This is a genomic window from Arthrobacter zhaoguopingii (assembly GCF_009828605.1).
GTDB classification, from domain to species: Bacteria; Actinomycetota; Actinomycetes; order Actinomycetales; family Micrococcaceae; genus Arthrobacter_D; species Arthrobacter_D zhaoguopingii.
Window position 1 is genome coordinate 26,404 of record NZ_WIAE01000015.1, and the last position, 16,932, is coordinate 43,335.

Sequence of the window (16,932 nt, forward strand, 5' to 3'; positions counted from 1 at the left end):
TCCGGATGGCGAACGACGGGCGCCTCAGGCCTCCGGGACGACGGCCGGAGCCACCTGCGCCGGAGGCTTCACCGGCAGCAGCAGGAGCAGGCCCACCAGCAGCACGACCAGGATCCCGAGGATGCCGTACCGCTGCGCGCCGAAGATGCCGATCGACAGGGCGAACAGGGTCGGGGCGAGGAAACTGACGGCGCGCCCGGTCGTGGCGTACAGCCCGAACAGCTCCCCCTCGCCTCCCTCCGGGGCCAGCCGGGCAAGGTACGCCCGCGAGGATGCCTGGGCGGGACCGACGAACAGGGTCAGCAGGAGGCCGAACACCCAGAAGGTGGTGTCGCCCGACCACGCCATGCCGAAGAAGGAATACGTCTCGGCACCGAGGATCAGGACCGCGGAGCCGGCGACCAGCAGGCCGATCAGCGAGGCCGCGATCACCCGCTTGGGCCCGACCCGGTCATCGAAGTACCCGCCGACGACGGCGCCCAGCGCGGCGACCACATTGCCTGCGATGGCGAAGACGATCACCTGGCTCAGCTCGAAGCCGAAGGTGCCGGCAGCGATGATCCCGCCGAAGGTGAAGACGGCGGCGAGGCCATCGCGGAAGACCGCGCTGGCCAGCAGGAAGAAAATGGTGTGGGGGCTGGTCCGGTAGATGGCCTTCACCCGCCGGATCAGCAGCCCGTAGGAGGCGAAGAAGCCGAGCTGCGCCGCTTTCGGCTGCCGGGGCACCTCGGGCACGGCGAACATAACGGGCAGGGCGAAGGCGAGGAACCACAGGGCGGAGAAGACCGCCACCAGGCGGATGTTGAGGGCGTCCTCGGTCGAGGACCCGGCCCAATCCACCACCGGCTGGACGAAGGCTACGAGGACGATGACCAGGGCGATGATGCCGCCCACGTACCCCATGGCCCAGCCGAAGCCGCTGATCCGGCCGACGCTGGCCGGAGTGGAGATCTGGGAGAGCATGGCGTTGTAGTTCACGCCGGCGAACTCGAAGAAGATATTCGCGGCGGCGATCAGGGCCACGCCGAGGAGAAGCAGTTCGGGCCGGGGGAAGACGAAGAAGCACAGCCCTGTGAGCAGGGCCACGACCAGGCTGTTCACGCCGAGCCAGAGCTTCCGGCGGCCCCCGTTGTCCGACCGCTGGCCGGTGACCGGCGCGAGAAGGGCGATCAGCAGGCCGGCGGCGGCGAGTCCCCAGCCCAGGGTGGAGGAGGCCCGTTCCTCCCCGCCGAAGGCGTCGGAGGTCAGGTACACGGTGAACACGAACGTGGTCATCACCGCGTTGAAGGCCGCGGAGCCCCAGTCCCACGAGGCCCAGGACAGGACCTGCCGCGAGAGGATCGGAGCGGGCCGGTCCGGTGGCGCCGGATCAGCGCTCTTCACGGGCATCGGCAGCTGCTGGTCCTTCGTCATAGGGTGAATGCTACCGGCGCCCCGACCCGACGCCCGGCCGGCGCGTTCGGCGGGTTTCCGTGCAGCTTACCCCGGGCTCAGGTGAGGTCGCGGGTCTTCTCGAACCGCTCGATCGCCTTCTGCATGGTGCGGTTGGTGAACACCTGGATGGTGGTTCTGATGGCACCTGAGATCAGGGCGAAAGCCAGTGCGGAACGTACGGTGTTCTCAAGTCCCTCGGTGCCCTTGGGTGAGGCCTCCCCGGTGATCTTCTCCCACAGGAAGTCGACAAGCTTGCTGGCGACAATCCCAGCGCCGAGGCCCATTCCGGTACCGAGCAGTTTAATCAGCAGGTGCATTGCGTCTCCTTGAGTTGGCTGAATCTGAAACAAGCGTAGCGGTGCCGGGCCCGGGCGGCACCGCGGCGGAGAACCGCTCGGGCGCCCCTGCCCGGCCCGGGTGTAGACTCGGTCGCGCAAACATACGACAGGGGAGCGCCGACCGGACGCAGCAGAGCTGCCGACGGAACCGGGCGCTGAGAGTGCGGACCACCGCAGACCCTCGAACCTGATCCGGTTAGTACCGGCGAAGGGAGTCGAGTTCTCAGGGCGAACGCCGCCGGCACGCGTGCCGTGGGCGGAGCGCCCTCCCCTCCTGTACCTCAGGAGGATTCCACCATGGCTCTCACCAAGGCCACCACCGGCACGGGCACGTCCCCGCGCCGCTTCCAATGGCGCGTTGTCGACATCGTCGTCGCGTCTGTCCTCGGCGTCGCCGTCGGCGTCATCTTTTTCGCCTGGTCCGCCGGCTACAGCGGCGTCCAGCTGCTGACCAGCGCGTTCCCTCCGCTTACCGGGCTCTACACCGGGGGCTGGCTGATCGCCGGGGTGCTCGGCGGCCTGATCATCCGCAAGCCGGGCGCCGCCATCTACTGCGAGGTCCTCGCCGCCGCCGTTTCGGCCCTGCTCGGCACCCAGTTCGGGCTGTCGGTGCTGCTCTCGGGCTTCGTCCAGGGCCTCGGCGCGGAACTGGTGTTCCTGCTGTTCCTGTACCGGAGGTGGAACCTTGGGGTGGCCCTGCTGGCCGGGCTCGGCGCCGGCATCGCCCTGGCCATGAGCGAGAACATCCTCTACAACGCCCTCTGGTCCGTGGAGTATCAGCTGCTGTACGTGCTGTTCGCCTCGGTCTCGGGCATCCTCATCGCCGGCCTGCTGTCCTGGTTTGCCGTGCGCGGGCTGGCGAAGACCGGGGTGCTTTCCTCCTTCGCCGCCGGACGCACGGCGGACCGGTGACCCCGGGCTCCACCCGCCCGGTCGCCGCCACCGCCGAGGGGTGGGGGTGGCGGCACGCCGGGCGGCCGGGCTTCGCGGTGCGGGGCGTCGACCTGCACGTCGAACCCGGCGAGCGGGTGCTGCTGCTGGGCGCGTCGGGATCGGGCAAATCGACCCTGCTCTCCGCGCTCGCCGGCGTCCTGGGCGACGCCGAGGAGGGCGAGCAGGAGGGCAGGATCCTGCTCGACGGCGAACCGCCCGCGGCCCGCCGCGGCCGGGCCGGGCTGGTGCTTCAGGACCCGGACTCCCAGATCGTGCTCGCCCGGGTCGGGGACGAGGTGGCCTTCGGGGCCGAGAACCTTTCGGTGCCGCGCCCGGAGATCTGGCGGCGCGTCCGGGAGTCCCTCGACGACGTCGGTCTCGACGTTCCGCTCGACCGCTCCACCTCCGCGCTCTCGGGAGGGCAGAAACAGCGGCTCGCCCTCGCGGCGGTCCTTGCCATGCGGCCGGGGCTGCTGCTCCTCGACGAGCCGACGGCCAACCTGGACCCGCAGGGCATCACCGAGGTGCGCGACGCGGTGGTGCGCACCCTCGACCGGACGAACGCGACCCTGGTCGTCGTCGAACACCGGGTGGCGGTATGGGCCGACGTCGTCGACCGGGTTGTGGTCCTCGGTGCGGGCGGCGGCATTCTCGCCGACGGCCCGCCCGCAGCGGTGCTGGGAGACCCGGCCACCCGCTCGGTGCTCGCGGCTGCCGGGGTGTGGATCCCCGGCTGGCGTCCGCCGCTGGCGGAGGTACCGGGAACGCGGACTCCGGGACCGGAGCTGCTGGCCGCCCGCGGGCTCTCCGTGGCGCGCACCCGGCGGGGCCCGGTGGTCCTTGAGGGGGTGGACCTGTCCCTGCCGGAGGGCTCGGCGCTCAGCATTGTCGGGGCGAACGGGTCGGGCAAGTCCACGCTGGCCCTGACCCTCGCCGGCCTGCTGCGCGCCCGCGCGGGAACCGTCACCGCCGCCGATACGCTGGCCCGCGGCGCCGGGCCGGACCCGGCGCGGTGGAAGTCCGCCCAGCTGGTGCAGCGCATCGGATCCGTCTTCCAGGACCCCGAGCACCAGTTCCTCACAGGCACCGTCGCGCAGGAGCTTGAATTCGGGCCACGCTCGGCCCGGATCTCCGCCGCCGAATACGGTCCCCGGATCGAGGCCCTGGCCGAGCGGCTGCGGCTGACCCACCTGCTGCGCGCCAACCCGTTCACGCTCTCCGGCGGGGAGAAACGGAGGCTGTCGGTGGCGACCGTGCTCGCCACCCGGCCCGCTGTCCTGGTGCTCGATGAGCCGACATTCGGCCAGGACGCCGGAACCTGGGCCGAACTGGTGGGCCTGCTGCGCGGGCTCGTCGCGGAGGGACGCATCGTGGTGTCAGTGACCCACGACGATGACTTCACCCGGGCCCTCGGCGGCGGCATCCTCGAGGTGCGCGCCGGCAGCGCCGGGCTGACGGCGGCGGCATGAGCGCGGACCTCTCGGCGCCCGTTCTCAGCGGGGCGGTGCTGCTGCGGGCCAACCCGCTCTCGAAGCTGTTCGCCGCGGCAATCGTGACGGTGGCGGTCATGCTCAGCATCGACTGGGTCAGCGCCGCCGTCGTGCTCTCCGGGGAACTGCTGCTGATGCCCCTGCTGGGGATCAGTGTCCGCAGGCTTCTGCTGCGGATCTGGCCGCTGGTGGCCGCGGCGGCGGTAGGCGGGTACGGCACGGCTCTGCTGGCCGAGAAGACGGGACGCGTGCTCCTTGACGCCGGACCCTTTCTCTTCACCGAGGGCTCGGTGGGCGCCGGCATCGCGGTGGCCCTGCGCGGGCTGGCCGTGGCCCTGCCCGGCATCTTCCTCCTGATCTCGACCGACCCGACCGACCTCGCCGATGCCCTGGGGCAGAAGCTGCGCCTGCCGCACCGGTTCGTCCTGAGCGCGCTAGCCGCGATGCGGCTCGCCGGTCTCCTGCTCGATCAGTGGCGCATGCTCGGTCTGGCCCGCCACGCCCGCGGCGCCGGACCGGATGGGAGCCCTCTCGCCCGCGTGCGGGACTTCCTGGGCCAGTCCTTCGGGCTGCTGGTCCAGGCGATCCGCCGGGCCACCCGCCTCGCCGTGGCCATGGAGGCCCGCGGCTTCGGAGCCGGTCCGCGGACCTGGGCGCGGCAGAGCACGTTCAGTGCCGTCGATCTCTGGGTTGCCGCCGCAGGTACCGCGCTCGCCGCGGCCGCGGTGACCGCCGCGGTGGCGGCCGGGACCTGGAGCCTGCTCCTGACCTGAGGTCCGGAGCCCAGAGCCGGTGCAGGGGAGCCGCGGTCAGAGGAACCGGTCGACCAGCGCCGCGAGTTCCGCGGTGAGCTCCGGTGCCGTGGGGATGGCCGTACCGTCAATTGCCGTCACTGGCGTCAGCAGCCGGATGCTCGAAATCAGCCAGACGGCGTCAGCCTCCAGCAGGTCCTTCGGCTCCAGCGGGCCGTAACCGAGCTGCCAGCCGGTCTCGGCCGCCGCCTTGAACAACGCACCCTGGGAGGTTCCGGGCAGGATTCCGCTCTCTAGCTGGGGCGTCACGAGCGTCTTGACGCCGCCGCGGTGGCGGGCGGTCAGCACCGTGGAGGTGGGCCCCTCGAGGACCTTCCCGTCGGAGGAGGTGAAGATGACGTCGTCGGCGCCGTGTTCCTTCGCGTGGCGGATGGCCGCCATGTTCACCGCGTAGGAGAGGGTCTTGGCGCCCAGCAGCAGCCAGGGGGCGTGCTGGGCGGCGGTGCTGTCATAGCCGCGGTCGAGCAGCAGCACCGAAACGCCGGTTTCCCGCTGCCGGCGCGTGGCGGCCGGGACGGGGGAGACGGAAACCCATGCCGTGGGCCCTGCGCCCTCTAGCCCGCGGGTGGCGATCAGCTTCACCACGGCCTCGGGCTGGCCGGGGGCTGACGCGGCGTACTCCGTGAGCGCGGTGCGGATGGCCCGGCTCCACACTTCCGCGCCAGGAATCTCCAGGCGCAGGGCCTCGGCCGACGACGCCAGCCGTGCAAGGTGCGCCTGTTCCTTGCGGACGCCTCCGTCGACGGCGAGCAGGGATTCGAAGACGCCGTCGCCGCGCGTCGCGCCCTGGTCGGTGGCCATGAGCTGGGGCTGGGACGCATCGACGACGCGGCCGTGCTCGAAGGCTGGATCAAGGAACACCAGAACTGTCATGCCGCCAGCATAACGACCGCGGCGGGTCTCAGTCGGGGAAGCGGGACCCGAGGGCCGACAGCACGCCGAAGGCCTTGGTGCGCACTTCCTCCCATTCCTCCTCGGGCACGGAGTCGGCGGTGATCGCCCCGCCGACGCCGAGCGAGACCCGGGTGGCCCGGCCGTCGTCCTCGAGGACGAGGGTGCGGATGACGACGGCGAGGTCCGCCGCGCCGGTCAGGGAGAAGTAGCCGGCCGCCCCGGAATAGGCGCCCCGCGGAGCCCCCTCCAGCCGGTCGAGCAGGGCCATGGTGCTGATCTTCGGCGCCCCGGTCATCGACCCGGCGGGGAACGCCGCGGAGACGGCCTCCGCGCGTGAGGACCCCGGCCGCAGCCGGGCGTCGATGGTGCTGACCATCTGGTGCACGGTGGCGTAGCTTTCAATGGCGCACAGGCGGCTGACCGTCACGGAACCCGGGACGGCGAAGTGCGAGAGGTCGTTGCGCAGCAGGTCGACGATCATGATGTTCTCCGCGCGGTCCTTCAGCGACGTAGCGAGGTCCCGCCGGAGGGCTTCGTCCTCCGCCGGGTCGGCGGAGCGGCGCCGGGTGCCCTTGATGGGCTCGGCGCGCAGGAACCCGTCGGCGTCGAGCCGCAGGAACCGCTCGGGGGAGGTGCTGGCGAGCACGGCGCCGGGGAAGCGCAGCAGGTGGGCGAAGGGCGCGGGGTTGGCCTCCCGCAGCGCCAGGTACAGCGGCAGCGGGTCGACGGCGTCTTCGAGCCGGGCCTCCAGCACGGTGGTCAGGCAGACCTCGTAGGTGTTGCCCTCCCCGATCTCGGCCTGGGATTCCTGAACCTTGCCGAGATACCCGGCGCGGGTGTCGCGGGCGGTGAAGACGGGGGCCGGTCCGGCCGGCGCGGTGTTCCGGGTGGCGCGGCTTCCCGGGGCCGGGGCGCCGAGCACCGCGGCCCGGGCGGCCTCGAGCCAGCGTCCGCACTCCGGGTCGGCCGTGCCGTCGCCGAGGGTGAGCAGGAAGGTGCACCGCTGCTGGTGGTCGACGACGACGGCGCGCCCGGCGAAGATCAGCGCCGCGTCGGGAAGCGGAGCCGCCGGCAGGGACGTTCCTCCAGTCTCCCGCTTCAGTTCGTAGCCGAGGTAGCCCAGCCAGCCGAGGGCGAAGCCGCACTCATAGCCGGCGGGCGCGCGCATGCTGCCGCGGCCCCAGACGCCGTCGAGCCAGCGGAAGAACTGCCCGGAGATGCGCGCCGTGACGGCACCCGCGGTGACCTCGCTGAGGCCGGCGCGGTGGCGGACCGACTGGCCGTACCGGCCGCCGTCGTCGGCCAGGATGGTGAACCGGCTGCGCTCCGGTGCGGTGGTTAACCCGGCGTCGGAGCTGTCGAGCCACACCGCCGAGGGCGATGAGCCGTACAGTTCGGCGAACACCTCCGGGGTCGAGGGTTCATGCTCCAGGCGCTCGGCGTGGACCCGCAGGCCGCGGCGCCCGGCGCGCTCCGGGGACATGGGGGCGGCCCAGCGCGGCAGCCCGGACAGGGCCAGCCGGACCTCGTGCGGGGTGCCTCTGCCGCTGTGGCCTTGCACGATGAGGTCCGCGTTGCCGGCCGGGTCGTCCTGGGCGAGCCAGGCGAGTTCCTGCTCGGCCCAGCGCTGCCAGAACGGGGCGAACGTGTCGCCGTCCCGGGTGAGGGCGCTGTTGCGGCGGGCGTCGTCGGGCGCCTCGACCCACAGGGCGGCGTCGAGGTATGGCCGGGCGGCGGCGCAGGAGGCCCCGACGCCTTCCACGAGAACGATCTCGGCCGGTTCGGTGCTCCGCAGCGGGCCGTCGGTTCCGTGCTCCCAGTCCCAGGCGTGCCAGGTGGCCGTGCCCCCGGCGGCCAGGGGGCGCAGGACCGACTCGACGTAGCGGTCCAGGCCCCCGGCGAGTCCGTCCCAGCCGGGGTAGATCTCCTCGAGGTGGAACAGGCTCACGCGGTGGTGTTCGCGCAGCAGCGCCGCGAGTTCCACGGCCAGGGTGGTCTTGCCCGCGCCGGAACGCCCGTCCACGGCGAGGATGAGGGGGACGCCGGCGCGGCCGGAATGGGCTTCCATTGCTACTTCCACCGGGTGCCGGGGGGCCGGCGGGGGATGGCGCAGGGAGGGGCATCAGGCGAAGGCAAGGAGCACCCCCACGGTGACGAAAAGGGAGCCGAAGACCCGGTTGAGGGCCTTCTGCCCGCGGTGGCTGCGGGTGTAGCGCTGGAAGGAGCGTGCCGCGGCGGCGTAGAAGAACCACATCACCAGCACGTCGATGGCCACCACCGTTCCCGCAAGCACGCCGTACTGGCCCAGCAGCGGCTTCTGGGGTTCGATGAACTGCGGGATGAATGCCAGGAAGAAGACGACCGCCTTCGGGTTGAGCAGGTTCACCCACAGCCCGCGCCGGAACATGGAGAGCGGGCCCTCCAGACGGCGGGTGGAGGCGGTTTCCTCGGGCTCCGGTGCCGCCAGGAACTTCCGGACGCCGAGATAGATCAGGTACGCGGCGCCCGCATAGCGGATGATGCTGAAGGCCACCGGGGAGCTGGCGACGAGCAGCCCGAGCCCGGCCGCGACGACGAGAATGTGGATCAGGAGCCCGGCCTGCTGGCCGGCGATGCCCCAGATCGCCCGGCGGAAGCCGACAGTGAGCGCGTTGCTCATGGTGTTCACCGCGCCGGCGCCGGGGGTGAAGCTGATGAGGGTGCCGGCGCCCAGGAGCGCGAGCCAGACCGAGGGGTTCACCTGTTCATAGTAATTCGTGGCCGCTGCCGGCCCCGCCTTCGGGCCCGGGTCAGGGGCGGGCTAGGATCTCCGTGCTCGGCATGAGGAAGGTGGCCTCCGGCGCGCGCCCCCACGCGAGCCACCCGGCCGAGATGCGTTCGAGGTCGTCCCGGTCTGCAAGTCCCCGTTCCAGCGCCTGGTCGGCGAACGCCGAGTGAAGCACCCGTGCGGCCCAGGACTCCGAGTGAGCGCGGCGGCGTTCGTCGGTGGCGTAGAGCCAGTTCGAGGAGGAAACCTCGACGTCCTGGAACCCGGCGTCCTGCGCCCAGCCGAGCAGGCGGCGTCCGGCGTCGGGTTCGGCACCGTTGCCGCGGGCGATCCGCTGGTAGAGCTCCATCCACTCGTCCAGCTCCGGAAGCCGGGGGTACCAGGTCATGGCGGCGTAGTCGGCGTCGCGTACCGCCACCAGTCCGCCGGGGCGGGCGACCCGGCGCATCTCGCGCAGGGCCGCCACCGGATCGGCAAGGTGGTGCAGGACCTGGTGGGCGTGGACGAGGTCGAAGCTCTCATCGGGGAAGTCGAGGTCGTAGACGTTCCCGGTCTGGAAGCGCACAGTGGGCAGGTCCGCGGCGAGGCCGGCGGCCTCGGCCACCACCTCGGGCGAGCGGTCGAGGCCCGTCACGGTACCGGGGGCAACGGCGCGCGCCAGGTCGGCGGTGATGCTCCCGGGCCCGCAGCCCACATCGAGCACGTCCATGCCCGGCCGCAGGTGCCCGATCAGGTAGGCGCCGGAATCCGCGAGGGTGCGGGCGGCGTGTGCCTGGGTGACGCTGGGGTGGTGGCCGTGGGAGTACACCTCGCTGTTCATGGTCCGAGGGTAGCGCCCGGTGCCGGTCCGGGCAGCCTCCCGGCGTCATTCTTCGCAGTAATCGTTGCCGCGGTGATGCGCTCCAGCATCGTGCTCAGCAGGGCGAGCTCGTCGTCGCTGAACTGATCGAGCGCCGCCGAAATGTGCTGCGCGAGGGGCGCGAAGAGCCGTGACCCGGCAGCCTGCGCCTTCTCGGTCATCTCCAGGTGCACCTGCCGGCGGTCGATGTCGCTGCGGGCGCGGGTGACGTGCCCGGCGGTGGTGAGCCGGTCGATCAGGGCCGTCGTCGCGGGGGAACTGAGGTTCAGTTCCTCACGCAGCCTGCCCGGAGTGACAGTTGTCCCCGACCGGGCCGCCCCGACGAGGATGCCCAGGGCGTGCAGGTCGGTCCGGTGCAGGGCGTCCTTGGCGCTGACCACATCGACATAGCGCTCGGTCTCCGCCGTGAACTGCTGCAGGAGGGCCAGGATGGCCGCCCGGTTGTCCTTACCCACTGTTGCACCTCGCTTCCCGTTCCTACTCTAGGCCCCTTCCGCATTTATCTCCATCATGGATATACTCGACCGCAGAGATAATTACTTTGGAAGGCCCATCATGAAAAGCACCTGGCTGCGCGTCCTGCTCCCGGCCCTCATCGTCCTGGTCTGGCTGGTCGGCGCCGGCTTCGGCGGCCCCACCTTCGGCCGGCTCGAGGAGGTCTCGAGCAACGACCAGGCGTCCTTCCTGCCCGCAAGCGCCGAGTCCACTGCCGCCGGCGAATTCGAGGAGCAGTTCCGGGACTCCGACGCGGTGCCGGCCGTTCTCGTCGCCGAGTCCGCGCAGGACATCGCGCCCGGTGAGCTCGGCGCCTACGCCGCCGTCGCAGGGCAGCTCGCCGAGGTCGAGGGCCTCGAGGCGCCGGCCGGCGGCGGCCCCACCGTCGTCGGGCCCATCCCGTCGGAGGACCTCGGCGCCGTGCAGTACCTCGCCTTCGTCTCGGCCGACGCCGAACTGGGCGAGGTGGTCGCCGAGCTGCGGGAGGTGCTCAATGCGGAACTGCCAGACGGCGCCACCGGCTACGTCACCGGGCCGGCGGGGTTCACCGCCGACTTGGTCAGCGCCTTCGGCGGCATCGACGGGATCCTGCTCGGTGTGGCGCTGGGCTGCGTGTTCCTCATCCTGCTCGGCGTCTACCGCTCCCTGGTGCTGCCGTTCCTTGTCCTGCTGACCTCGGTGTTCGCCCTGGCCACCTCCATTCTCGTGGTGTTCGCCTTCGCCAAGTGGGACTGGATCCAGCTCAGCGGCCAGAGCCAGGGCATCCTCTCCATCCTCGTGATCGGCGCGGCGACCGACTACGCGCTGCTCCTGGTGGCCCGTTTCCGGGAGAGCCTGGGGGAGGTGCAGTCCACCTGGGAGGCCATGAAGCGGGCCTACCGCGGATCGGTTGAGCCCATCGCGGCCTCGGCGGCCACCGTGATCCTGGGGCTGTTGTGCCTTCTCTTCTCCGACCTGAACTCGAACCGCAGCCTCGGGCCCATCGCTGCCATCGGCATCGTCTTCTCCCTGGCGGCCGCGCTGAGCCTGCTCCCAGCCCTTCTGCTGATCTTCGGCCGCGCCGCCTTCTGGCCGCTGCGGCCGAAGGTGGGGGCCACCGCCCGGAACGCCTCCACCGGCGGGCCCGCGGGCACCGAGGGCCTGCGCGGGCTGTGGCGGGCGGCCGCCGTCCTGGTGGCCCGCCGGTACCGTGCGGTCTGGATCGGCTCCCTGGTCATCCTGGGAGCCGGAGCGCTCGGGCTCACCCAGCTGCAGGCCAGCGGCGTACCGCAGTCGGAAGTGATCCTGAGCTCATCCAACGCCGTCGACGGGCAGGAAGCGCTCGGCCGCCACTTCGACGCAGGCGCCGGCAGCCCGATCGCCGTCATCGCCCCCGAAGAGGACTGGGACCGCGTCCTGGACCTCGTCGGGGACACCCCCGGCATCTCCGAGGCGGCCCTCGCCACCGACCCCGCCGGAGCCGTCGAGGTCAACGACGGCCGGGTGCTGATCAGCGGCACGCTGCAGTTCCAGGCCGACTCCGAGGACGCCGAGAACGTGGTGCGGGACCTCCGCGCCGAACTGGAGCAGCAGAGCCCCGACTCGCTGGTCGGAGGCGTGACGGCGATCGCCGTCGACACCAACGACACCGCGGTGGCCGACCTGGGCAAGATCATCCCCATCGTCCTCGCCGTCATCCTGGTGGTCCTGATGCTCCTGCTGCGCGCCGTCGTGGCGCCGGTGCTGCTGATCCTGAGCGTCGTGCTCTCCTATGCGACGGCCCTGGGCGTCTCGGCGCTGGTCTTCAACAACCTGCTCGGCTTTGACGGGGCCGACGCCTCCGTGCCGCTGTTCGGCTTCGTGTTCCTCGTGGCGCTGGGGGTGGATTACAACATCTTCCTCATGACCCGGGTCCGCGAGGAGTCGCTGCGGCTCGGCACCCGGCCCGGGATCCTGCGCGGGCTGGGCGTGACCGGCGGCGTCATCACCTCCGCGGGGGTGGTGCTGGCGGCCACCTTCGCCGCCCTGGGCGTCATCCCGATCCTCTTCCTCGCGCAGATCGCCTTCATCGTCGCTTTCGGCGTGCTGCTTGACACCATTTTGGTGCGGTCGCTGCTGGTGCCGGCGCTGGCCTATGACCTGGGCCCGCGCATCTGGTGGCCCTCCGCGCTGGCCAAGGGCCAGGCGCCGGCCCACCGCGCCGCCGGGCCCGACACCGGTGAGCACGAGCACCGTGAGGTGGCGGCCCACCGCGCCTGAGTCCGGCCGCCCGGCGGCCTGCCCCGAGGCGGGCAAGGCGGGAGCACCCGCGTCGGCCGACACTCCGGACATCGCCCCGCCCGGAGCCAATGACTGGTCCTGCAAGCCCAGCGCCGAGCACCCGCGGCCCGTGGTGCTGGTTCCCGGCACCTTCGAGAGCATGGCGAAGAACTGGTCGACGCTCTCGCCCCGCCTGGCGGCCGAGGGCTACTGCGTCTTCGCCCTCAACTACGGCACCACCAACGGCGTCGACGCCACCGGGCCCATTGCCGACTCCGCCGGAGAGCTCGCCTCCTTCGTTGACGGGGTGCTGGGCGCCACCGGGGCCCAGAAAGTGGACATGGTGGGGCACAGCCAGGGCGGAATGATGCCCCGGTACTACCTCGGGTTCCTCGGCGGAGCGAAAAAGGTCAATCACCTCGTCGGGATTGCCCCGTCCAACCACGGAACCGAAGGGGTTATTGCGCCGACGCCGGACCAAGTCCCTCTGGGGACCGGCGACGCGGGTTTCCTCTGCCAGGCGTGCGCGGACCAGGAGGCGGGGTCGGCCTTCCTTGCGAAGCTGAACTCGATCGGCGACACGGTCAACGGGCCGTTCTACACCGTGCTTTCCACGAAGTACGACGAGGTCGTCACTCCCTATCCGAGCCAGTTCCTCAGCGGGCCGGCCCGGCAGGTTACGAACATCACCCTTCAGGACAAGTGCCCGCTCGACCCGATCGAGCACGACCAGGCGCCCAACGATCCAGTGGTACACCAACTGGTCAGCCACGCCCTGGCCTCCAAGGGCCCGGCGAGCCCCCTGTATCAGCCGGAATGTTTCCCGACATTTCAAAGTTGAGCAGGGCAGGCTCAACTTTGGTTTGACTCTCGACGAGGGCGGAGTACAGTTGAGTGAAGAACGCTCAATCTACGCGCCCGGCGGTTGAGCGGCCAGCATATTCCCGGGCTGTCGAAAGGAAACTTGCATGTCACGTGCAGTAGGCATTGACCTCGGAACCACCAACTCAGTTGTTTCAGTCCTCGAAGGCGGCGAGCCCACCGTTATCGCGAACGCCGAGGGCGCGCGCACCACGCCCTCCATCGTTGCGTTCTCCAAGGCCGGTGAGGTGCTGGTCGGCGAAATCGCCAAGCGCCAGGCCGTCAACAACATCGACCGCACCATCGCGTCGGTCAAGCGCCACATGGGCACCGACTGGTCCATCCCCGTCGACGACAAGAAGTACACCGCCCAGGAAATCTCGGCCCGCATCCTTCAGAAGCTGAAGACCGACGCCGAGTCCTACCTTGGCGAGAAGGTGACCGACGCCGTCATCACCGTTCCCGCGTACTTCAACGACGCCGAGCGCCAGGCCACCAAGGAGGCCGGCGAGATCGCAGGCCTGAAGGTGCTGCGCATCGTCAATGAGCCCACCGCCGCCGCGCTCGCGTACGGCCTGGACAAGGGCAAGGAAGACGAGCTCATCCTCGTGTTCGACCTCGGCGGCGGAACCTTCGACGTCTCCCTGCTCGAAGTCGGCAAGGACGAGGACCAGTTCTCCACCATCCAGGTCCGCTCCACCTCCGGTGACAACCGCCTGGGCGGCGACGACTGGGATCAGCGCGTCGTCGACTTCCTGCTCGCGCAGGCCAAGGCCAAGGGTGCCGACCTGTCCAAGGACAAGATCGCCCTGCAGCGCCTGAAGGAGGCCGCGGAGCAGGCCAAGAAGGAACTCTCTTCGGCCACCTCGACCAACATCTCCCTGCAGTACCTCTCCGTCACCCCGGAGGGACCGGTGCACCTGGACGAGCACCTCTCCCGCGCCAAGTTCCAGGACCTCACCAAGGACCTGCTCGACCGCACGAAGAAGCCGTTCCACGATGTGATCTCCGAGGCAGGCATCAAGGTCTCGGACATCAACCACATCATCCTGGTCGGCGGCTCCACCCGCATGCCCGCGGTCTCCGAGCTGGTCAAGGAGCTCGCCGGCGGCAAGGAGCCCAACAAGGGCGTCAACCCCGATGAGGTCGTCGCGGTCGGCGCCGCACTGCAGGCCGGTGTGCTGAAGGGCGAGCGCAAGGACGTCCTGCTGATCGACGTCACCCCGCTCTCCCTCGGCATCGAAACCAAGGGCGGCATGATGACCAAGCTCATCGAGCGCAACACCGCCATCCCGACCAAGCGGTCCGAGACCTTCACCACCGCCGACGACAACCAGCCGTCCGTGGCGATCCAGGTCTTCCAGGGCGAGCGCGAGTTCACCCGCGACAACAAGCCGCTGGGCACCTTCGAGCTGACCGGCATCGCGCCGGCCCCGCGCGGAGTGCCGCAGGTCGAGGTCACCTTCGACATCGACGCCAACGGCATCGTGCACGTATCCGCCAAGGACAAGGGCACCGGCACCGAGCAGTCGATGACCATCACCGGTGGTTCCTCCCTTTCCAAGGAAGACATCGACCGCATGGTCCGCGAGGCCGAGGAGCACGCAGCCGAGGACAAGGCCCGCCGTGAGGCAGCCGACACCCGCAATGCCGCCGAGCAGCTCGCCTACTCCGTCGACAAGCTCATCGCCGACAACTCGGACAAGCTGCCCGAGGAGGTTAAGACCGAGGTTCAGGCCGACGTCGACGCCCTCAAGAAGGCGCTCGAGTCCCAGGACAACGAGGACGAGGTGAAGACCGCGTTCGAGAAGCTGCAGGCCTCCCAGTCCAAGCTCGGCGAAGCCATCTACGCCTCCGCCCAGCAGGACGGACAGAGCGGCCCCGGAGCATCGGCCGACGGATCCGGCCCCGCCCCGGCGGAGGACGATGACATCGTTGACGCCGAGGTTGTCGACGAAGAAAAGAAGTAACCATGCCGCACCACGGAAATGAAGAAGAGTACCAGTCAGAGCCAGTGAGCTTCCGGGACAACCGCAAGATCGACCCTGAAACGGGCGCCGTCCGTGGGCAGCAGAAGGACGCCGGCGACCCGGCACCGGCCGAGCCGGTGTCCGGGGCGGCCGGGGAGCAGGCGCCCCCGGCGCCGGCCGTCCCGGACTCCGCCGACGGCGACGCGCTCGCCCAGGCGGAAGCCATCCTCAACGAGGCCGGCGAGGGCGAGGACGCGCCGGTGACGGAGGTCATCGCCGAACTGCGCAACGACCTGCTCCGGCTGCAGGCCGAGTACGTCAACTACCGGCGCCGCGTCGAGCGGGACCGCGACGTTGCACGCGACCAGGCCGTCATCGGCGTTCTGAACTCGCTGATGCCGGTCCTCGACGACATCGACGCCGCGCGCCAGCACGGCGACCTTGCCGACGGACCGTTCGCGGCGATCGCTGGCAAGTTCGAAAACGCCCTCAAGGCGTACGAGCTGACCCGCATCGACGAGACCGGCGTGGCGTTCGACCCGAACATCCACGAGGCGCTCATCCAGCAGCCCAGCGCGGACGTTCAGGCCGACAGCGTCAGCCAGGTACTCCGCGCCGGCTACCGCAAGGGCGACCGCGTGCTGCGGGCGGCGCAAGTGATCGTCGCAGTACCGGAGTAAGCTCCGTCAATGCTGGCCGGGTCCCCGGACGGCGGCAACGAAACTTCCCGCTCGCAGAGCTCGCCGGAAGTATTAAAGCCGCCTTCCCCGGGAACCCGGCCAGCGTCGGCAGTGCCTCCTGCAGGTACTGTTCCCTACATCGTTAAGAAGCAGTGAAAGGAGACTCCAATTGGCTAGTCAGGATTGGGTCGATAAGGATTTTTACAAGATCCTCGGTGTCTCCAAGGACGCGACCGACGCCGACATCAAAAAGGCGTACCGCAAACTCGCCCGCAAGCACCACCCTGACCAGAACCAGGGCGACGCCGGGTCCGAACGCATGTTCAAGGACGTCTCCGAGGCGTACTCCGTGCTGTCCGACTCCGAGCAGCGCCAGCAGTACGACGCCATCCGCGCCATGGGCGGCGGCGCCCGCTTCACCGCCGCCGGCGCCGGGGCGCCAGGCGGCAGCGCCGGCTTCGAGGACATCTTCGGAAACCTCTTCGGCCAGAGCGCCGGGCCCCGCACCCGCGGCGGCAACAGCTACAGCAACCTCCCGCCCGAGTTCGCCGACCTCTTCGGCGGCGGCGGCGGGTTCGGCGGTGGCTTCGACGCGCCGCCGCGCAAGGGCGCCGACCGCACCGCCAGCACCACCATCTCCTTCGCCGGGTCCATCAAGGGCACCACCATTGGACTGCGCGAGCCCTCCGGGGAGGTCATCGACGTCCGCATCCCGGCCGGCATCAAGGACGGCCAGAAGGTGCGGGTGCGCGGACGCGGCCAGTCGGGGCCGGCGGGCAGCGGCGACCTCATGGTCACGGTGAACGTCAAGGATCATCCGCTCTTCCAGCGCGACGGCGACAACATCAAGGTCCACGTGCCCGTGACCTTCCCTGAGGCCGCACTCGGCGCGCAGATCGAAGTGCCGACCATCACCGGCGACCTGGTCAAGATGAAGGTCCCGCCGGGTACCCCCTCGGGCAGGACGCTGAGGCTCAAGGGCCGCGGGGTGTCCACGCCGAAGGTGACCGGGGACCTGCTTGTGACCATCGACGTCGTGGTGCCCCAGAACCTCTCCAAGGAGGCCGCCGCCGCGGTTGAGGCGTTCGCCGCCGCGACCGCCGACGCCAACCCCCGCGCGGGCCTGGCGGCCAAGGCCCGGCTCTAACCGCACACCCGTCC

Annotated in this window: 15 protein-coding genes and 1 riboswitch; of the genes, 8 read left to right on the forward strand and 7 right to left on the reverse strand. The window is 70.4% G+C overall.

Going from position 1 to position 16,932, the window contains the following annotated elements; translation table 11 throughout:
- Window positions 1-24 precede the first annotated feature (24 nt).
- Entirely contained in the window at window positions 25-1,389 is a 1,365-nt protein-coding gene (locus GVV77_RS15675) for an MFS transporter (RefSeq protein ID WP_159619979.1), read from the reverse strand.
- 101 nt (window positions 1,390-1,490) lie between these two features.
- The gene (locus GVV77_RS15680; RefSeq protein ID WP_133403667.1) at window positions 1,491-1,751 is read right to left on the reverse strand and encodes a DUF4235 domain-containing protein; all 261 of its coding nucleotides are present in this window, start codon (window positions 1,749-1,751) and stop codon (window positions 1,491-1,493) included.
- A 119-nt stretch (window positions 1,752-1,870) separates the two neighbouring features.
- Window positions 1,871-2,003, forward strand: a riboswitch (TPP riboswitch).
- A 66-nt stretch (window positions 2,004-2,069) separates the two neighbouring features.
- Between GVV77_RS15680 and GVV77_RS15685 the strand changes: the two genes are divergently transcribed.
- Genes GVV77_RS15685 through GVV77_RS15695 form a run of 3 tightly spaced genes read left to right on the forward strand, consistent with a single transcriptional unit; the run spans window position 2,070 to window position 4,968 of the window.
- Window positions 2,070-2,684 carry an ECF transporter S component gene (locus tag GVV77_RS15685; RefSeq protein ID WP_159619911.1) on the forward strand — a complete coding sequence of 205 codons (615 nt, stop codon included), beginning with the start codon at window positions 2,070-2,072 and terminating at the stop codon, window positions 2,682-2,684.
- Entirely contained in the window at window positions 2,681-4,174 is a 1,494-nt protein-coding gene (locus GVV77_RS15690) for an ABC transporter ATP-binding protein (RefSeq protein WP_159619913.1), read from the forward strand. Before GVV77_RS15685 ends, GVV77_RS15690 begins: the two co-directional genes overlap by 4 nt.
- Window positions 4,171-4,968, forward strand: a complete 798-nt coding sequence (locus GVV77_RS15695; RefSeq protein WP_159619915.1) for an energy-coupling factor transporter transmembrane component T family protein — start codon at window positions 4,171-4,173, stop codon at window positions 4,966-4,968. The genes GVV77_RS15690 and GVV77_RS15695 overlap by 4 nt, the downstream gene beginning before the upstream one ends.
- Before the next feature lie 36 nt (window positions 4,969-5,004).
- Here GVV77_RS15695 and GVV77_RS15700 read toward each other — a convergent pair whose 3' ends face one another.
- The 5 genes from GVV77_RS15700 to GVV77_RS15720 are packed head-to-tail and all read right to left on the reverse strand — an operon-like array spanning window position 5,005 to window position 9,982.
- A complete protein-coding gene (locus tag GVV77_RS15700; protein ID WP_159619917.1) occupies window positions 5,005-5,880 on the reverse strand; it encodes an aminodeoxychorismate lyase in 876 nt (291 codons plus the stop codon).
- Window positions 5,881-5,908: 28 nt separating this feature from the next.
- Window positions 5,909-7,969, reverse strand: coding sequence for an aminodeoxychorismate synthase component I (gene pabB, locus GVV77_RS15705; RefSeq protein ID WP_159619919.1), 2,061 nt, complete (start codon window positions 7,967-7,969; stop codon window positions 5,909-5,911).
- A 54-nt stretch (window positions 7,970-8,023) separates the two neighbouring features.
- The gene (locus GVV77_RS15710; RefSeq protein WP_159619921.1) at window positions 8,024-8,641 is read right to left on the reverse strand and encodes a LysE family transporter; all 618 of its coding nucleotides are present in this window, start codon (window positions 8,639-8,641) and stop codon (window positions 8,024-8,026) included.
- A 49-nt stretch (window positions 8,642-8,690) separates the two neighbouring features.
- Window positions 8,691-9,488: a methyltransferase domain-containing protein gene (locus tag GVV77_RS15715; protein ID WP_159619923.1), complete on the reverse strand. Its 798-nt coding sequence runs from the start codon at window positions 9,486-9,488 to the stop codon at window positions 8,691-8,693.
- Window positions 9,485-9,982: a MarR family winged helix-turn-helix transcriptional regulator gene (locus tag GVV77_RS15720; protein WP_159619925.1), complete on the reverse strand. Its 498-nt coding sequence runs from the start codon at window positions 9,980-9,982 to the stop codon at window positions 9,485-9,487. Before GVV77_RS15720 ends, GVV77_RS15715 begins: the two co-directional genes overlap by 4 nt.
- 100 nt (window positions 9,983-10,082) lie before the next feature.
- Between GVV77_RS15720 and GVV77_RS15725 the strand changes: the two genes are divergently transcribed.
- The 5 genes from GVV77_RS15725 (at window position 10,083) to GVV77_RS15745 (ending at window position 16,918) form a co-directional block, all read left to right on the forward strand.
- The gene (locus GVV77_RS15725; RefSeq protein WP_159619927.1) at window positions 10,083-12,260 is read left to right on the forward strand and encodes an MMPL family transporter; all 2,178 of its coding nucleotides are present in this window, start codon (window positions 10,083-10,085) and stop codon (window positions 12,258-12,260) included.
- Window positions 12,220-13,101 carry an esterase/lipase family protein gene (locus GVV77_RS15730; RefSeq protein ID WP_201293258.1) on the forward strand — a complete coding sequence of 294 codons (882 nt, stop codon included), beginning with the start codon at window positions 12,220-12,222 and terminating at the stop codon, window positions 13,099-13,101. The genes GVV77_RS15725 and GVV77_RS15730 overlap by 41 nt, the downstream gene beginning before the upstream one ends.
- Window positions 13,102-13,228: 127 nt before the next feature.
- The gene (dnaK, locus tag GVV77_RS15735; RefSeq protein ID WP_159619931.1) at window positions 13,229-15,091 is read left to right on the forward strand and encodes a molecular chaperone DnaK; all 1,863 of its coding nucleotides are present in this window, start codon (window positions 13,229-13,231) and stop codon (window positions 15,089-15,091) included.
- 2 nt (window positions 15,092-15,093) lie between these two features.
- Window positions 15,094-15,771: a nucleotide exchange factor GrpE gene (locus GVV77_RS15740; protein ID WP_159619933.1), complete on the forward strand. Its 678-nt coding sequence runs from the start codon at window positions 15,094-15,096 to the stop codon at window positions 15,769-15,771.
- Between the two features lie 169 nt (window positions 15,772-15,940).
- Complete coding sequence (locus tag GVV77_RS15745) at window positions 15,941-16,918, forward strand: DnaJ C-terminal domain-containing protein (protein ID WP_159619935.1); 978 nt, start codon at window positions 15,941-15,943, stop codon at window positions 16,916-16,918.
- Window positions 16,919-16,932 lie beyond the last annotated feature (14 nt).